Source organism: Mucilaginibacter sp. Bleaf8 (assembly GCF_018390515.1).
GTDB lineage: Bacteria > Bacteroidota > Bacteroidia > Sphingobacteriales > Sphingobacteriaceae > Mucilaginibacter.
On the sequence record NZ_JAHBBK010000001.1, the window covers coordinates 1,674,143 to 1,690,944 of the forward strand.

15 protein-coding genes are annotated in these 16,802 nt (G+C 45.0%); 10 read left to right on the plus strand and 5 right to left on the minus strand.

Annotated features, from left to right (window positions below; translation table 11 throughout):
• Window positions 1-36 precede the first annotated feature (36 nt).
• The 6 genes from KHS38_RS07260 to KHS38_RS07285 are packed head-to-tail and all read left to right on the plus strand — an operon-like array spanning window position 37 to window position 7,002.
• Entirely contained in the window at window positions 37-717 is a 681-nt protein-coding gene (locus tag KHS38_RS07260) for a TolC family protein (protein WP_213487827.1), read from the plus strand.
• A complete protein-coding gene (locus KHS38_RS07265; RefSeq protein ID WP_213487828.1) occupies window positions 717-2,876 on the plus strand; it encodes a GumC family protein in 2,160 nt (719 codons plus the stop codon). The genes KHS38_RS07260 and KHS38_RS07265 overlap by 1 nt, the downstream gene beginning before the upstream one ends.
• A gap of 34 nt (window positions 2,877-2,910) precedes the next feature.
• Window positions 2,911-4,110 carry a glycosyltransferase gene (locus KHS38_RS07270; RefSeq protein WP_213487829.1) on the plus strand — a complete coding sequence of 400 codons (1,200 nt, stop codon included), beginning with the start codon at window positions 2,911-2,913 and terminating at the stop codon, window positions 4,108-4,110.
• Window positions 4,100-4,249: a hypothetical protein gene (locus tag KHS38_RS07275; RefSeq protein ID WP_213487830.1), complete on the plus strand. Its 150-nt coding sequence runs from the start codon at window positions 4,100-4,102 to the stop codon at window positions 4,247-4,249. Before KHS38_RS07270 ends, KHS38_RS07275 begins: the two co-directional genes overlap by 11 nt.
• 3 nt (window positions 4,250-4,252) lie before the next feature.
• A complete protein-coding gene (locus tag KHS38_RS07280) occupies window positions 4,253-5,791 on the plus strand; it encodes an O-antigen ligase family protein (RefSeq protein WP_213487831.1) in 1,539 nt (512 codons plus the stop codon).
• An 11-nt stretch (window positions 5,792-5,802) separates the two neighbouring features.
• Entirely contained in the window at window positions 5,803-7,002 is a 1,200-nt protein-coding gene (locus tag KHS38_RS07285; RefSeq protein WP_213487832.1) for a glycosyltransferase, read from the plus strand.
• A 64-nt stretch (window positions 7,003-7,066) separates the two neighbouring features.
• Here the strand turns inward: KHS38_RS07285 and lepB are convergent, their stop codons facing one another.
• The 5 genes from lepB to KHS38_RS07310 are packed head-to-tail and all read right to left on the minus strand — an operon-like array spanning window position 7,067 to window position 11,404.
• A complete protein-coding gene (gene lepB / locus KHS38_RS07290; RefSeq protein WP_213487833.1) occupies window positions 7,067-8,173 on the minus strand; it encodes a signal peptidase I in 1,107 nt (368 codons plus the stop codon).
• A gap of 29 nt (window positions 8,174-8,202) precedes the next feature.
• Window positions 8,203-8,958, minus strand: coding sequence for a 4-hydroxy-tetrahydrodipicolinate reductase (gene dapB / locus KHS38_RS07295; protein WP_213487834.1), 756 nt, complete (start codon window positions 8,956-8,958; stop codon window positions 8,203-8,205).
• A gap of 51 nt (window positions 8,959-9,009) precedes the next feature.
• Window positions 9,010-9,687 carry a DUF5683 domain-containing protein gene (locus tag KHS38_RS07300; protein WP_213487835.1) on the minus strand — a complete coding sequence of 226 codons (678 nt, stop codon included), beginning with the start codon at window positions 9,685-9,687 and terminating at the stop codon, window positions 9,010-9,012.
• Between the two features lie 2 nt (window positions 9,688-9,689).
• Window positions 9,690-10,595 (minus strand): ParB/RepB/Spo0J family partition protein, encoded by a 906-nt coding sequence (locus KHS38_RS07305; protein ID WP_213487836.1) that lies wholly within the window; start codon window positions 10,593-10,595, stop codon window positions 9,690-9,692.
• Between the two features lie 5 nt (window positions 10,596-10,600).
• Entirely contained in the window at window positions 10,601-11,404 is an 804-nt protein-coding gene (locus KHS38_RS07310) for a ParA family protein (protein WP_213487837.1), read from the minus strand.
• 157 nt (window positions 11,405-11,561) lie between these two features.
• Here KHS38_RS07310 and KHS38_RS07315 point away from each other — a divergent pair, with 157 nt between their 5' ends.
• The 4 genes from KHS38_RS07315 (at window position 11,562) to KHS38_RS07330 (ending at window position 16,800) form a co-directional block, all read left to right on the plus strand.
• Window positions 11,562-12,083 carry an NADPH-dependent FMN reductase gene (locus tag KHS38_RS07315; protein WP_213487838.1) on the plus strand — a complete coding sequence of 174 codons (522 nt, stop codon included), beginning with the start codon at window positions 11,562-11,564 and terminating at the stop codon, window positions 12,081-12,083.
• 106 nt (window positions 12,084-12,189) lie between these two features.
• Entirely contained in the window at window positions 12,190-13,509 is a 1,320-nt protein-coding gene (locus tag KHS38_RS07320; RefSeq protein ID WP_213487839.1) for a PQQ-dependent sugar dehydrogenase, read from the plus strand.
• Between the two features lie 121 nt (window positions 13,510-13,630).
• The gene (locus KHS38_RS07325; RefSeq protein ID WP_213487840.1) at window positions 13,631-15,706 is read left to right on the plus strand and encodes a TonB-dependent receptor; all 2,076 of its coding nucleotides are present in this window, start codon (window positions 13,631-13,633) and stop codon (window positions 15,704-15,706) included.
• Window positions 15,707-15,882: 176 nt separating this feature from the next.
• A complete protein-coding gene (locus KHS38_RS07330; RefSeq protein ID WP_213487841.1) occupies window positions 15,883-16,800 on the plus strand; it encodes a hypothetical protein in 918 nt (305 codons plus the stop codon).
• Window positions 16,801-16,802 lie beyond the last annotated feature (2 nt).

Below are 16,802 nucleotides of genomic sequence, written 5' to 3' on the forward strand. Positions count from 1 at the left end.
TTAATGAATAAGATATTTATAACTTCTACCCTTTTCATGTTATTGCTCAGTGTAGCAGGCACTTTTGCCCAAAGCTCCATTGTACCCGATATATCTGAGGCTTACGTTGAAAAACTGATTAACGTGGCCAAGACCAATTACCCGCGCGTAAAATACTACGGTGACCGGGTAGCCACGGCGCAAAACAACATCACCAGAGCCAGGGTATCTTACCTGGATCCGTTTACTGTATCCTACGTTTATCAGCCCAACACTACTATAAACCTGTACCAGTCTGTTGATAGTAATACCGGCAGCGTAAACAACCGGCAAAGCCTGTTCAAAGGAGCGCAGATCGGATTATTTTTCAGCTTAGGGTCTTTTTTGCAAAAGCCGTATAACGTAAAGCAATCCAAACTGGAACTAAACCAGGCTACCGATGAGCAGCAGGAGTACCTGATTAACCTGGGTACCAACGTTAAAAAACGTTATTACGCTTACCTGCAAAGGCTGGCCTCGCTCAAAATACAATCGCAAAATGCTATTGATGCCGATAATGCTTTGAAAGACGTTAGGCACCGGTTTGAAAAAGGTGAAGAAACCTTTGATAATTACAACAAAGCACGTGTGGCGCTGGCACAGGCTAACGAAACTAAAATTACCGCCGAGGCAAACCTTTTTTCGGCAAAAGCCGATTTGGAGGAGCTTTTAGGCGATAAACTTGAAAATATTAAATAATGGAGTTAAGCAGTTTTATAAAAGTACTACGCCGGCACAGATACACGCTGATCCTTATTCCGTTAGTTACCGTTATTATTACTTACTTTCTGGTTCGCAACCAGCCCGATAGCTATGTATCTGATGCACAGATAGCAACCGGTATTGTGGATGAAACGCAGCAGGCTATGAGCGGCAATAGCAATGCGGTTAGCGATACCAAAATTGCCCAGCAGTTCAGTAACCTGCTGGCCATGATCAAGTCAAAAAGAGTACTTGATCAGGTATCGTACCAGCTCATGATTCATGACCTGACCGATAGCAAGCCTTTCAAAAAGCCCAGCAAGTTGCTGAATATGCTTAACGCATCGGCCAAAACGCATGCGTTACAGGTTTACAAAAACCTGTACAGCCAACGCGAACCCCTGTCGCTTTTCAACCCCGACCAAAAGGGCATGTATTCCTTGATGGGTTCCATGAAATATGATGACGAATCGTTGCTGCAAAAACTGAGCGTTTACCGGTCTGATAACAGCGACTATATTTATGTTTCGTTCGATTCGCCTGATCCAATCCTGTCTGCCTTTGTGGTAAATACGCTTATCCGCGAGTTTATTACCTATTATACCTCATTGGTAAAAGAGAATCAGCGTAAAGCCGTAACCTTTTACGGCCGCCTGTTGCAAACCAAGCAAGATACGCTTGATAAGCGCATGGAGGCTCTCAAAAATTATAAGATTAAAAACCGTATTCTGAATTTGGATGAGTTGGCCCGGTCTATCTACGGTCAGATATCCGATTACGAAACCAAGCGGCAGGAGGCCGAAAAAGATGCAGTATCTAATGCCGCCGCCATTTCTGATATTGACCGCCAGTTTGATCCCGCCGACCGCCGTTATCTGGAAAGCTCCATGCTGCGCATCAACCAGCAAATTGTAGGTACGCGCAATCAGTTGCAGGCGCTGAATAATGAATATATACAGAATGGGTTTGATCCATCTTATAAATCCAGTATCGATTCCTTACAACGTATTTTGAATGTGCAGATTGCCCGCGCATCAGACAAATACATTGTTAACCCGCTTAGCAATAAGCAGGACCTGATCAGGCAAAAGCTAACGCTGGAAGTAACACATGATTTGGCCAAGAACAGCATAGGCTCAATCCAGAAAGAGCTTAGCCGACTTAACAACCGGCTCAACACGCTTACTCCGCACGAAGCCGTGATACAGGCCGATGAAAGCTCTATTCAAATAGCACGCGATGAATACATGGATGTATTGAACCGATACAACCAAACCAGCCTGGAATCGAACTTTTCGAGCCAGCTGCGGCAGATACAAACTGCCATGCCAGGGGCAGCACAGCCATCTAAAAAAATGCTGCTGGTTATCATCAGTGGTGTTGTAAGCTTTGTGTTTTGCGTGGTGGTACTGTTTGTGCTGTTTTATATGGATAACAGCATTAAAAATCCACGCGAAATGGCTAATGCCACTAAAATCTCCGTACTGGGTTACCTGCACCGCCTGAGCGGCGCTACACTTGATCTGGGCCGTATTTGGCATACACCAATTCCAGATGCAGAAATTAAACAGTTTAAGAACCTGCTGCAGTCTATCCGTTTTGAGGTAGATAATGAACTGAACGGTACTAAAACACTACTGATTAACAGCATGAGTGCAGGCGAAGGCAGAACATTCCTGTCGCTTAACCTGGCCTATGCTTACTCATTAGTAAATAAAAAGGTATTGTTGATTGATGGCGACTTTGCCAAGCCGGATATTACCGAAGCCGTTAAACCGAAAACCTACCTGGAAGATTACCTTATCGGTGGCATAACCGCTACCGAACTGGCCGAAAGCGCCAAGATTGCCATTTTAGGCAACAAAGGCGGCGATATTTCCGTATTGGAAGTTAGCACAGCTGACGTGATACGAGCCAGAATGGATGAGCTTAAGGAAGTATTCGATATCATTTTAATTAAGTCTTCGCCACTGGATACGCTTAATAAGGCTAAAGAATGGACCGTTTTTACAGATAAGGTATTAACTGTATTCAAGGCAGGCCAAACACTTAAAGGCCCTAAAAAGCTGCATGCCGAATATCTGAAAAGCTTAGACGGGCAGTTTATTGGCTGGGTACTGAATGAGGTGGCCAAAGATCAGGTTGCTGCATCATAAAAGAAGTGGATATAGAAATTAAACTCAACAACAAATGCAGGTTTTAGAGGTGATATGGATTATTTTTCAGGTGCTGATTGGATACAACCTGGTTTTGCCAATGCTGTTGTTTATCCTTTACCAGTTTCGCAAGCGCAGCTATCCGCTGGTAAGCGCACCTGCCGAGGCCGACTATGCCATCATTGTAACGGCTTACGAGCAGGTTACGGCTATACCTGATGTGGTATCATCACTGCTACTGCTCAACTACAGCAATTACCTAATTTATATTGTGGCTGATAAATGCGATGTAAGCAGCCTGCACTTTACAGATGAGCGCGTAGTTATTTTACGGCCCGAAGAAACCCTGGCCAGCAACACCCGCTCGCACTTTTATGCCATTAACCGCTTTAAGCGCCCTCATGACCGCCTGACAATTATTGACAGTGATAACCTGGTTGATCCTGAATACCTGAACGAGTTGAACAAGCTTTTTAACCAGGGCTTTGAGGCCGTACAAGGCATCCGTGAGGCCAAAAACCTGAATACCACTTATGCCTGCTTAGATGCGGCACGCGATATCTATTACCATTTTTATGATGGCAAGGTACTGTTTAGCATCGGCTCGTCGGCTACGCTTGCGGGGTCGGGCATGGCGTTTACCACCCAACTTTACCGCGATAGTCTGGAGCATAATGAGGTTAAAGGCGCTGGCTTTGACAAGGTTTTACAATCGGCCATATTAATCCGAAACAAACGCATTGCCTTTACAGACAAAGCTATTGTGTACGATGAGAAAACCACCCAATCAGACCAATTGGTAAAACAGCGTGCCCGCTGGATCAATACCTGGTTCAAGTACTTTAAGTATGGCTTTACGCTGGTGGGCAAATCTGTAGCCAACTTTAGCGGTAACCAGTTCTGGTTCGGTTTGATATTGTTACGCCCGCCCCTGTTCATCTTTTTGCTGCTGGCGGTGTTATGCACCTTTATCAACATCTTTACCAGTATGTTAGGGTTGGCTTTATGGCTGGGCGGCTTTTTGTTATTTGTACTGGGCTTTTATATTGCGCTTGCCAAATCAGATACAGATAAGCGCATCTGGCAATCGCTCATTAACATCCCTAAGTTTATCTATTTCCAGGTACTATCATTGATGAAAGTACGCCGTGCCAACCAGCATTCGGTGGCTACCCAGCATACGTATAACAGTTCGGCCAATAATAACGTAAAGCTAAAAGACAATGAGAGTTGATCCATCAGCCAAAGTAATGCGCGGCAATGCTGTTGATCCGGTTGCTGCAGCTAAAGCACAACGTATCAAATTTATTGTGGCATTGATATTTTTGGGTGCCTGTACATACGGACTTTTTATCAAAATATTATTCCTTTAAGCATTGACGGACTATTCAATAACAGTTAAAGGCAGTGCAGCACAGCAAAAGAAGGGCAGTTTATTAGCCTGGCTTAATCAAACCTTCCTGATCGAAAAGCTGTACAACAAAACAGGGTTATTTATCCTGCTGACCTTTGCTGTAATTATTGGAGCCGGTACCGTTTTTATGGGCGTTGTTTTTGGCGGTATACTTATCGGAGCTGTGGTGGCCCTGCCATTTTTATACAGCATTGTAGCTTACCCGCGCTTTGGTATCATCATACTGCTTATTATGGCTTTTATGCTGTGGCAGGTAGCTGCGCTGGTACCATTTTTACCCATTGGCACGCTGATGGACGGCCTGCAGGCCCTATTACTGCTCAATGTGCTTATCCAGCTTAAGCGCAATAAAGATTGGGAAATCTTTAAAAGCCCTATCACCAAGGTACTGCTTATCTGGCTTATTTATAACTTACTGGAATTTGGCAACCCTGCGGCCGAATCGCGCCTGGCTTGGGTGTACACGGTGCGCAGTGTGGCGGTGGTAACGCTGAGCTACTTTATTTACCTGTACAATATCCGTTCGCTTAAATACATCAAGCTTATTTTCAGGGTATGGCTGGCATTATGCCTGGTTGGTGCATTGTACGCTTATAAGCAGGAATACATTGGCTTTACCGCTGCTGAAGAGGCTTACTTGAACAATCCTGAAATTATATCGCTCTTATTTATCTCAGGGCACTGGCGTAAATTTTCTATCTTTTCAGATCCTGTGGCGTTTGCTTACAATATGGTAATGCCTGCCATTTTTTGCCTTTGTGTAATTGCCGGCAAGTTCAGGTTGCGCACCAAGATCATCATGGGTATTGTGATGGTGCTTTGTATGCATTCTATGCTGTTTTCGGGTACGCGTGGCGCTAACGTATTATTGCCGGGTGCACTGGTATTATACGCCATCCTGAACTATAACCGAAAGGTATTGATCTTTAGCTGTATTGCAGCCGTTTTTTTGGTTGTGCTGATTAACGTGCCCACCAGCAATCCCAATATTGCCCGTTTCCAAACTGCTTTCCGCCCTAATAATGACGATTCTTACAAAGTGCGTAAAGCAAATCAAAAGCGTATACAACCTTATATTCTGACACACCCTATGGGTGGCGGCTTAGGTGCTACGGGTACCTGGGGTAAGCGTTTTGCACCGGGATCGTACCTTGCGGGCTTCCCGCCCGATAGTGGTTATATGCGCGTAGCCGTTGAAGATGGCTGGATTGGCCTGCTCATTTTTTGTACGCTGATATTCGTGATCGTTAAAACAGGCATAGAAAATTACTATGCCATGAAAGATCCCGAGCTTAAAACCTATTGTTTGGCCATGACGATGGTAGTATTTGCTTACAACCTGGCCAATTTCCCGCAGGAAGCGCTGGTACAGTACCCTTCCAACGTATTCTTTTATATGGAGGTTGCGTTGATCATCATTTTACGCCGCTTGGACGATCAGCTAACTTTAGAGAAGCAAAATCCGTTAAAAGCCAAAAAGCCTCTTATACCGGCTGTATAAATATAAAGTACATGATTACAGGCAGAGATATTGTTATTGTAGGGCAACAGCCCTGGGATGTAGAAATTGGCAGCAACTGCAAAAATATTGCAGTTGAATTTAGCCGCCATAACCGTGTGCTGTATGTAAACTCACCGCTTGATCGTATTACGCTGCTTAAGCATAAGGATACGCCCAATGTACAGAAGCGCCTGGCGGTGATAAAGGGAAAAGAAAAAGGCCTGGTACAGATACAGGATAACTTGTGGAACTACTATCCTGATGAAATGATTGAGTCCATCAACTGGATTAAGAATGACTTTGCCTATACCCTGCTTAACAAACTCAACAATAAACGTTTTGCCAGCTCCATACAAAAGGCTGTAAAGCAATTGGGTTTTGATAATTACATCCTGTTTAACGACAATGACATGTTCAGGAGCTTTTACCTGAAAGAGTTATTGAAACCGGCTGTAAGTATTTACTACTCGCGCGATTTTATGCTGGCTGTTGATTACTGGAAACTGCATGGCTCCAAAATGGAACCAGAGCTAATCAGCAAAAGTGATTTGTGTGTGGCCAACTCCACTTACCTGGCCAACTACTGCCGCCAGTATAACCCACACTCCTACTATGTAGGTCAGGGCTGCGACCTGGATTTGTTTACCGGTTATAAGCATAACCAACCCCATCCTGCCGACATTGCTTCTATTAAACAGCCTACAATTGGTTATGTGGGCGCATTACAAAGCATACGGCTGGACATAAACCTGATTAAACACATAGCGCGGCAACGCCCCGATTGGAGCATTGTGCTGGTAGGCCCCGAAGACGAGCAATTTAAAACGAGCGACCTGCACCATATAACCAACGTCTACTTTTTGGGGCCTAAAAACCCTGACATGCTGCCGGCTTATATCAATGCATTTGATGTATGTATTAATCCGCAAATTGTGAATGAAGTTACCATAGGCAACTATCCGCGCAAAATAGACGAGTACCTGGCTATGGGCAAACCGGTAGTAGCTACCCGTACTGAGGCAATGAGCGCTTTTGAAGAGCACGTTTACTTAGGCCTTACTGCGGATGATTACCTGCAACTGATACAAAGAGCATTAACTGAAAATAACGATGACTTACAGCAGCAGCGCATTGCCTTTGCTGCAACCCATACCTGGGAAAACAATGTTATAAGTATTTACGATGCCATTGAGCAAACGGCTAAAGGTTAAGCTGTAATTATAAAACAGGCTACAAGCAAAAAGCCCTTAGTTAATCACTAAGGGCTTTTTTGTATTAATCGATACCTTTAAATATGCGGCTCCATCTGATTTTGTGCAGGAAGGATTCATTGTCATCCCAGCTCATCCAGATGAACAGGGCCTTACCCACAATATGATCTTCGGGTACAAAGCCCCAAAAACGCGAGTCTAATGAATCATGGCGGTTGTCGCCCATCATCCAGTAGTAATTCATCTTAAAAGTATAGCTATCCGTCTTTTTACCATTGATGTAAATATCGTTGCCTTTTTTCTCCAGCTTATTGCCTTCATATACGGTAATAGCGCGCTGATAAAACGGCAGTGTTAAACTATCCAACTTAACCGCCCACCCTTTTTTAGGAACGATGATGGGTCCGTAATTATCCTGATTCCAGTTACGGTAATGCGGATCATTAGGGAACACCGGCTGGCTATACATATCTACCGAATCTTTAGGCGATACGTTAGGTTTAATAGAAGTAACGTTCGAAAAACCTTTCAATTTTCTGGCGGCATCTGCCGTCATGGTTGGGTTGTCGTTACCTTCGTAAAATGATACGTTCAGGTCTTTCCAAACCAGCGGATTGATCTCGCTGCCATTGGTGGTCAGCTTGTAATCAATCTGCGATCCGGGCGGCGTAGGCATAGCCTTGCCATTTACATACACCTGTGCATCTACAATCTTCAGGGTGTCGCCAGGTGCGCCCTGGCAGCGTTTAATGTAGTTTTCGCGTTTATCAACCGGGCGGTAGTAAGGCGAATCGGCTTCCATTGGCCAGTTAAACACCACCACATCACCTTTTTTAACTTCGCTTAAACCCGGCAGGCGGTAGTAAGGCAGCTTTACGCCATCCCAGTAAGCTTTGGTACCTAATATAGGCATGGTATGGTGTGCAAATGGGAAAGCAATAGGTGTCATGGGCGTGCGGGCGCCATAATTCACCTTGCTTACAAATAGAAAGTCGCCCACCAGCAGCGAGCGCTCCATTGATGGTGTAGGTATGGTATAAGCTTCAATAAAAAGTGTACGGATCAGGGTGGCCGCAATCACTGCAAACAAAATGGCATCTACCCATTCGCGTGTAGTGCTCTTTTTCTTTTTAGACTCGTCCTTTTTCCGGTTCCAGAATTTCCAGTTCATGTTAATATTGGTCGAATAGTATCTATTTATCAGGCACTAAAGTTAAACATATCTGTTACCGGATGGCAGCCTTTTTTATCTTTTATCCATTCGGCAGCTAAAACTGCACCTAAGGCAAAGCCATTACGGTTGTGCGCAGTATGCTTAAACTCAATCGTATCCACTTCCGAATCATAAACCACGGTATGAGTACCCGGTACATTTTCTATGCGTAATGATTCGATCAGCAGCTGGTTGTCGTGAATTTCAGCTTCATTTTCAGCATCTGGGCTATCACTCAACAGTACGTTGGTCCACTCTTTTTTAGCCTCCAGGCTTTCCAGAATGCCTTCGGCAATAGTAATAGCCGTTCCGCTTGGCGAATCCAGCTTTTGGGTATGATGAATTTCTTCAACCTGCACATTGTAGTACGGATAGTTGTTCATCACTTTAGCCAGCATACGGTTAATATGGAAAAATACATTTACACCAACGCTATAGTTGGTACCATATACGATAGCATTATTGGTCTGCTCACAAAGTTGCTTTACTTCTTCCAGTTGGCCATACCAGCCAGTGGTGCCAACTACTACAGGTACACCGGCATCAAAGCAAGCTTTTATATTGCTCAAGGCCGAATCGGGCGTACTAAATTCAATTGCCACATCCGCTTTTTGCAGGTTTTCAGCAGTTAGTTCGTGCTGACTGTCTTTATCTATTTTCAGAACAATTTCGTGCTGTCGGTTAAGGGCTATCTGTTCGATGATTTTGCCCATTTTGCCGTAGCCTAATAATGCTATTTTCATGAATTACGTTTATGATTAGCGCACCTGGATAAACCTGAGTGCGAAAATGATTTAAAATGTAAGAGTAACTTTCAAAGCCGGAGTGAAGTTATTGAAATTATTGGAAGCGTACATAGGGTCGCCTATTAGGGTTGGCGCTATCTTAAAGCCTAGGTTATCGTCCATCGTATACGAATGGATAAACTTAGAGTCGATATAAGCGTCAACCATTTGCACGCCCCATACCACTGCAATACTTAAAATACAAATCTGGAAGTTACGGTTGGCGTTGTCTTTTGCATCAATTATGCCCTGATCCTGCACCCTGGAATAACTGTTATATTCTTTATAATAAGCCTCGTTTTCAGCAGGTGCCGTTCCTCGTTGCCTATATTTAGCAATAGCAAGAAACATTTTGTAATCCTGACGATTAACTACCAAATTATATCCTAACGCACCTAACCCGCCATATATGAACGGCACTTTCCACCACCGGTGGTTATAAACCTGCCCCCATCCTGGTATCATGGCCGACCTTTTAACCGCCAGGCTTGGGCTATGGGTACTATCAGGCCGGTAAACCTTAACCTTTGATGGCGCTTTGGGCACAAACGGTTTAGAGGTAACCGAATCTTTTCTGTGATTGATCTGCTCCTGAGGATTTTTAACCTTAACGGTATCGGCCTTTTGGGCAACAGCACCCAATGTTAAGCCTGCCAATAAAATGGTTGTAAAGATTGATCTTAGCATGTTTACCAATCCAGCATTTCCAGTATACGTCCTAAATCATCCTGAGACAGGAACGGAATTTCAATACTGCCGGCTCCCTTATTACCCACTTTAAGCTTTACTTTGGCACTAAATTTAGATGCCAGATCGTCCTGTATCTTTTGTACCTGGAAAGAGATCGGCTCCGCTTTCTTCGTTTCTTTTTTAGCTTGCGGCTTTTGCAGCTCGCGCACCATTTCCTCTACTTTACGTACAGATAAGCCGTGCTGCAGTATCAGCTGGTGGATATATAACTGCTTATCCGGATCAGCCACATTAATAAGCGCACGGGCATGCCCCATGCTAATGTCACCATCGCGGATGGAGGCTTGTATACTTGGCGGCAGTTTTAACAAGCGCAGGTAATTGGTAACGGTAGAGCGGTTTTTGCTTACACGCTCGCCCAGCTCCTCCTGCTTCAGGTTACACTCTTCTACCATACGCTGAAAGCTGATGGCAACCTCCATCGCGTTCAGATCTTCGCGCTGGATGTTCTCAATCAGTGCCATTTCCAGCAATTGCTGATCGTTAGCCGTACGTATGTAAGCCGGTATGGTAGTTAACCCTGCTCTTTTGGACGCACGCAGGCGCCGCTCGCCAGATATGAGCTGGTATGCATGGGCATTTACCCGCCTTACGGTAATAGGTTGTATCAATCCCTGCAATTTGATGGATTCGGCCAGTTCATAAATGCTCTGCTCATCAAAATCGGTACGGGGCTGAAACGGGTTCACCTCAATTTCAGAAATCTTTATTTCACTAACAGCACCCAGGCCATTGGTTACAGTTTCGGTAGCTACAGGCTTCTGTCTGTGCGGTAATACCTCGGCTGTATCGTTCAGCAGGGCGCTTAAGCCCTTACCCAGTGCTTTCTTTTTATCTACGCTCATTTATTTTAAACAGCTGCAGTAGTTGGTTGTCCGGATGGTTTCAGTAAACCATTCTTTTTAATGATTTCGCGAGCCAGGTTCAGGTAGTTAACCGCACCCTTACAGGTAGCATCGTGCATAATAACCGATACACCAAAGCTTGGCGCCTCGCTTAAACGGGTGTTGCGCTGAATGATGGTATCAAAAACCAAATCTTCAAAGTGCGTGCGCACTTCTTCAACCACCTGGTTTGACAGGCGCAGCCTCACATCGTACATGGTTAATAAAATACCTTCAATATCCAGTTGCGGGTTCAGGCGGTTCTGTACAATTTTGATAGTATTTAACAACTTGCCCAAACCTTCCAATGCAAAATACTCGCACTGTACCGGTATAATTACCGAATGGGCTGCAGTTAAGGCGTTAATGGTAATTAAGCCTAATGATGGCGAGCAATCAATAATGATAAAATCATAGTTAGGGCTCACCTTCTCCAGCACATCACGCATTTTGTACTCGCGGTCGGTCAGGTTAATCATCTCAATTTCGGCACCTACCAAATCGATGTGTGCCGGCAACAGGTCCAGATTGGGTGTTTCGGTTTTTTGTATGGCCTCATTCGGATCAATCTGGTTGATGATACACTCGTAGATACTGTTTTTAATCGTACGCGGATCAAACCCTATACCCGAGGTTGAGTTAGCCTGCGGATCGGCATCCACCAATAGTGTCCGGTATTCCAACACGGCCAAACTTGCCGCCAGATTGATAGAAGATGTGGTTTTACCCACTCCGCCTTTCTGATTAGCTAACGCAATTATCTTACTCATTTTTATATACTCCAAATATTACAACACATCCCTAAACCTGTAACCGAAAGTAACGCTAAAATTTAATTACTTTCGCAAGCTTAATCCGGGGGTTAAAGATACGAAATTAAACAATTGCAGGCCCTGCCTGTAGTGCTAACTTATAAACAATATTGTGATGATAACCATCGTAGCATCCACCAATCGTCCTGATAGTTCAACTCTAAAGTTATCAAAATATTATCAAAAATTATTAAGCGATAAAGGTTTAACAGCTAACTTATTATCCTTGATGGATTTACCTTCTGCATTTATTCAAACCGATATGTTCGGCAAGCGGAGCGCTGAATTTGAACCGATCCAGAAGCTGATAACTGACACCCAAAAGTTCTTGTTTGTGATACCCGAATACAATGGCAGTTTCCCTGGCGTGCTCAAGGCTTTTATAGATGCCTGTGAGTTCCCTTCCAGCTTTTACGATAAGAAAGCTGCACTGGTAGGGCTGTCATCAGGCAAATATGGCAATATACGTGGCGTAGAGCATTTTACCGGTGTTTGTAATTACATGCACATGCACATACTACCGCTTAAGCTGCACATCCCAGCCATACACAAGGAACTGGATGCCGAAGGGAATTTATTTCAGCCGGATACGGTTAAGTTTGTGAACGAACAGGTAACCAAGTTTATTAACTACTAAACCAGGGAAAGCTTTTTTGGCGACATAACCTGTTTGTCAAGAAATACTTACAAAACAAAACAGCAATTAGCCAGTTCATTTTTTGAACGAAACTAATGCTGTACCTATGAAAACAACGTGTTTATATACCATAGCCGCATCCTTGCTTATTATTGCCGGCTGTTCGCAAAAAAAGAAACCCGACCCCAAGCAGGCCGACTCCTTAGCCGTTGCCAGCGGCGAAGAGCTGAAGCTGCCGCCACCCTTCCAAACCAAATCGGTACAGGTTTTTGCCGAAGTTACCGGCTGGCCTAAAGACACTATGCCTACTGCCCCCAAAGGTTTTAAAGTAAACATGTTTGCTAATAACCTGAACAACCCGCGCAACCTGTATGTAGGCCCCAACGGGGATGTATTTGCAGCGCAAGCCACTACCGAAGCCAGCGGAACAGCAGCTGTTAAAAATAAGATAAGCGGCAAAAGCCAATCGCAAAATATGGGCAAAAGCCCCAACAATATCATTATACTGCGGGATGTGAATGGCGACGGTACTCCCGATCAAAAGGGTGTATTTTTGAGTAACTTGAAACAACCCTACGGTATGGCCATTGTTGGCAAATACTTTTATGTAGCCAATACCGATGGACTATGGCGCTACCCTTACACCGTAGGCGACAGCCGTATTACCAAGCCTGGCGAACGCATTGTTAAACTGCCTGCCGGTGGTTACAACAACCACTGGACTCGTAACCTGGCAGTAAGCCCCGATAGCACTAAATTATTTATCGCAGTAGGCTCCGGCAGCAACGTAGGCGAGCATGGTATGGCCAATGAGGCCCGCCGTGCGGCGGTGCTGGTTGTTGCACTGGATGGATCGAATGAGAAGATTTACGCCGACGGTTTACGCAACCCTGCAGGTATTGATTTTCAGCCCGGCACCAATGTACTGTGGGCTGCGGTGAATGAGCGTGATGAACTGGGCGACGAGCTGGTGCCCGACTACCTGACCAGTGTTAAAGAAGGCGGCTTTTACGGCTGGCCTTACGCCTACTTTGGGCAGCATGAAGATCCGCGCCGCAAAGGCGAACGCCCCGACCTGGTTAAGAAAAGCATTGTGCCTGATGTACCGCTGGGATCGCACACGGCATCATTAGGCCTGGCTTTTTACGATGGCACTGCATTTCCCGAAAAATATAAAAACGGTGCGTTTATCGGTCAGCATGGTTCATGGAACAGCTCCAAACTTGTTGGTTACAAAGTAATGTTTGTTCCGTTTACCAACAACAAACCCGGCAAGCCCGAAGACTTTTTAACCGGCTTTATTGCCGACCCAGCCACTAACCAGGTACATGGCCGCCCGGTTGGCGTAGCCGTAGCTAAAGACGGTTCGCTGCTGGTTGCCGATGATGCTGGTAATACTATATGGCGCGTAAGCGCCGCAAAGTAATTCGGCATCGTGAAGATTAAGGATAGGGAGAATACTGCTATCTTACTAAAAGATCAACTACTTAAAACTTTAAACAAAAATAGCTCTTTGTGCAAAAGAGCTATTTTGTTTAGCACTGCTTATGATTAAACTTTACACTACATTACTACTCGCCCTTTGCTCGGCAAGCCTGCAAGCGCAAACCCATACAGATACCATACCTAAAAACGCTAACCGCTTACAGGAAGTTACAGTAAGAGCCTATCTGTCTGACAGGCCCGTTTTGCGCATACCCGCTTCGGTAGGGGTATTAGGCAGCGGGCAGCTGTCATTACAGCCCACCAACTCGCTGCTAAGTGCCATGAATACTTTGCCGGGCGTACGCATGGAAGAACGCACGCCGGGCAGTTACCGCCTGTCCATACGCGGCAGCCTGCTACGCTCGCCTTACGGGGTACGCAATGTGAAGATCTATTTTGATGAGATACCTTTAACCGATGCAGGTGGCAACACTTACCTGAATACGTTGGATATGACCAGCCTGCACAGCATCGAGGTACTCAAAGGCCCCGATGGCAGTTTGTTTGGCGCCAACTCGGGCGGTGTGGTATTACTCAATCCTGTAAACCGGTTTACCGACAGCAGCACGGTAACCTTAGGCGCTAATGCGGGCTCGTATGGCCTGTTTCATCAAAACGCAGCCATTCATCACCGATGGAGCAAAAATGAGCTGAACATTAACCAGGCTTACCAAACTTACGATGGCTACCGCGACCACAGCTATATGCAGCGGCATTATATACAACTGGCCGACCGCTATTACTACGGCCAGCACAGCCAGCTGAAAGCACTGGGCTTTTACTCTGATCTGCAATACCAAACACCGGGCGGACTTACCCTGCCTCAGTTTGAAGCCAACCCAAGCGCAGCCCGCCCTTCAACACCTGCTGTGCCTGGCGCTATTGCACAAAACATCGGCATTACTACCAAAATGCTTTTTGGCGGCCTGGTAAACGATGCCCACCTGACAGACCGCATCCGCAACGTGGCTACTATTTTTGGCAGCCGGGTTGATTTTTCCAATCCTTTTATCACCAACTACGAGCAACGTAAAGAAAACACTTACGGTGCCCGAACCTACTTTGAGCTAAGCAACCCGGCAGCATCCGGCGTGGAATGGAAACTGAACTTAGGCGCGGAATGGCAGCAAACCAATGCCGACATTAACAACTACGACAACAACCGGGGTGTTAAAGCCAACCCGCAGGCATTGGACGAAGTAAACACCAATCAGCACTTCATTTTTGGGCGCTATGCGGCTACCTTTTTTGGCAGGCTTGATGTGGAAGCAGCTTTAAGTTTAAATTATTACCAGTACAAATTCCGTAATTTATACCCGCTAAACCAGTCGGGCTTCAATACCCGCAATTTTACGCCGCAGCTAATGCCCCGCCTGGCACTATCTTACCAGATCCATCCTGATTTTATATGGCGTGCTTCGGTAAGCCGCGGCTATTCGCCGCCCACCATTGCCGAGGTAAGGCCAAGCAATAATATCGTGAATACAGACCTGCAACCCGAGAGCGGCTGGAACTACGAAACCGGTTTCCGGCTGCGCAATCATGACGAACGCTTTTTACTGGACGCCTCCGTATTTTATTACCGCTTAGACCAGGCCATTGTAAACCGCCGCAATGCCAACGAAACCGATTATTTTTTAAACGCAGGCGGCACCAACCAGCCGGGCTTCGAGCTGAATTTAATGGCCTGGATTATGCGCCAAAGAACAACCGGCTTTATACGCGGTATACAGCTCAATGAGGCGTATACCTTAAACCGGTTTGCCTTTCGTAATTACAATGTAGTAGGTAACAACTACTCGGGCAACCGCCTTACTGGTGTGCCGCGGCAGGTAGCCGTAAGCAGCTTACAGTTCAGGCTGCCCGAAAACGTATACCTGTTTGTGCAACACAACTACACGGCCCGCATACCGGTTAATGATGCCAATAGCGTTTATGCCGGGCACTACAACCTGCTGCAAGCCAAAGCCGGATGGGAAATTCCTGTAAAGAAAATAAGATTATCTGTTTATGCAGGTGCCGATAACTTGCTAAATGAGCACTATAGCCTGGGCAACGATTTAAATGCAATAGGCAACCGGTATTACAACCCTGCCCCATTGCGCAACTATTATGCGGGATTTAGTTTGATGTTTTAAACGAATTGGTTTCCTGAATGCATATTAACTTTCGGGCACCCATGCTATAAAACTATTGGCTATGATTACAGCATCAAAATACCTAGTTTATACTATTAATTTAATTAACAAGATGATGCAATAGTAAACAAATTAGCTAATGCTAAGGTTTATCAGATAACTTAATACCGTTATCCTTGCATACCCAGCAAATCGTAAATGAAAAAATAACAGTTGATGAGGCCATACGTAAAGGTCGCAAAATGCTTCTTTTACCGCGGATACTCCTACTTGCAGGTATAGCCTTTTTTACCCAATTGGGCCTGATATATTATATGATTTGTAAAAACGCTCAATCATCTGCAGGTCGTGTACTACAAGTCCAATTTGGCGTAGGTGTAGCATTAGGCTTCTTTTTGCTCGTTTATCTACCGTTTTTGTTTTGGAGCAAAAAAACTACGCAGTGGAAACTTTGGGCATTTGAAAATGTAAGGAACGTTCATGAATTGATGCATGTAGCTAAGCGGGCCGCGCTTTGCTACTCTCCCGGCACTTTTTTAGACAGGTTACAAATTCAATCCAAATCCGAACGTGAAAGATGGGCAGCCTTACAAGGCAAATTCGACGTTGAAGATATTTTTATAGATGCCCCTGAAGTTCCGCCTCAAACTGTAATTTATCTCTCCAGCTCTTACCAAATATTTAATATCATCTTTAATCTTCTGTGCGTTGGTGTCGGTTCATTTTTGATTTATCTCGGCTTTCAATCTTTAAAAACGTCTTGGCTAGCTTTGGTTGGTGCTGCAATAGCAATAGCAACACTCAAAAGCGCAATTACTTTGACAAAAAGTTTGATTGCCCGCCAACCCCAAATCACTTTGAATGTAAAAGGCATTCAAATACAACAAGCTGAGTTACATAGCTGGGCAGATATAAAAGAAGAGCAGGTTCAGAGTGAATCACGCCATAAAGCCACAGTTTGGGTATTAAAATACAATTACCTCAACGAACACCAAAAACTAGACATTAATGATTTGGCCATCAGCGTTACCGGCATGGAAAAACTTTTGCGAGTTTACAGAGGAAGACACAGCGCCATGTCGAACAAATCTTAACG

What these genes read in the sequence shown, in the direction of transcription:
- KHS38_RS07315 (WP_213487838.1), top strand. Translation starts at nt 11,562, where the DNA reads ATGATAACCATCGTAGCATCCACCAATCGTCCTGATAGTTCAACTCTA.
- KHS38_RS07270 (WP_213487829.1), top strand. Translation starts at nt 2,911, where the DNA reads ATGCAGGTTTTAGAGGTGATATGGATTATTTTTCAGGTGCTGATTGGA.
- KHS38_RS07285 (WP_213487832.1), top strand. Translation starts at nt 5,803, where the DNA reads ATGATTACAGGCAGAGATATTGTTATTGTAGGGCAACAGCCCTGGGAT.
- lepB (WP_213487833.1), bottom strand. Translation starts at nt 8,173, where the DNA reads ATGAACTGGAAATTCTGGAACCGGAAAAAGGACGAGTCTAAAAAGAAA.
- KHS38_RS07300 (WP_213487835.1), bottom strand. Translation starts at nt 9,687, where the DNA reads ATGCTAAGATCAATCTTTACAACCATTTTATTGGCAGGCTTAACATTG.
- KHS38_RS07260 (WP_213487827.1), top strand. Translation starts at nt 37, where the DNA reads ATGTTATTGCTCAGTGTAGCAGGCACTTTTGCCCAAAGCTCCATTGTA.
- KHS38_RS07325 (WP_213487840.1), top strand. Translation starts at nt 13,631, where the DNA reads ATGATTAAACTTTACACTACATTACTACTCGCCCTTTGCTCGGCAAGC.
- KHS38_RS07320 (WP_213487839.1), top strand. Translation starts at nt 12,190, where the DNA reads ATGAAAACAACGTGTTTATATACCATAGCCGCATCCTTGCTTATTATT.
- KHS38_RS07310 (WP_213487837.1), bottom strand. Translation starts at nt 11,404, where the DNA reads ATGAGTAAGATAATTGCGTTAGCTAATCAGAAAGGCGGAGTGGGTAAA.
- dapB (WP_213487834.1), bottom strand. Translation starts at nt 8,958, where the DNA reads ATGAAAATAGCATTATTAGGCTACGGCAAAATGGGCAAAATCATCGAA.
- KHS38_RS07265 (WP_213487828.1), top strand. Translation starts at nt 717, where the DNA reads ATGGAGTTAAGCAGTTTTATAAAAGTACTACGCCGGCACAGATACACG.
- KHS38_RS07305 (WP_213487836.1), bottom strand. Translation starts at nt 10,595, where the DNA reads ATGAGCGTAGATAAAAAGAAAGCACTGGGTAAGGGCTTAAGCGCCCTG.
- KHS38_RS07275 (WP_213487830.1), top strand. Translation starts at nt 4,100, where the DNA reads ATGAGAGTTGATCCATCAGCCAAAGTAATGCGCGGCAATGCTGTTGAT.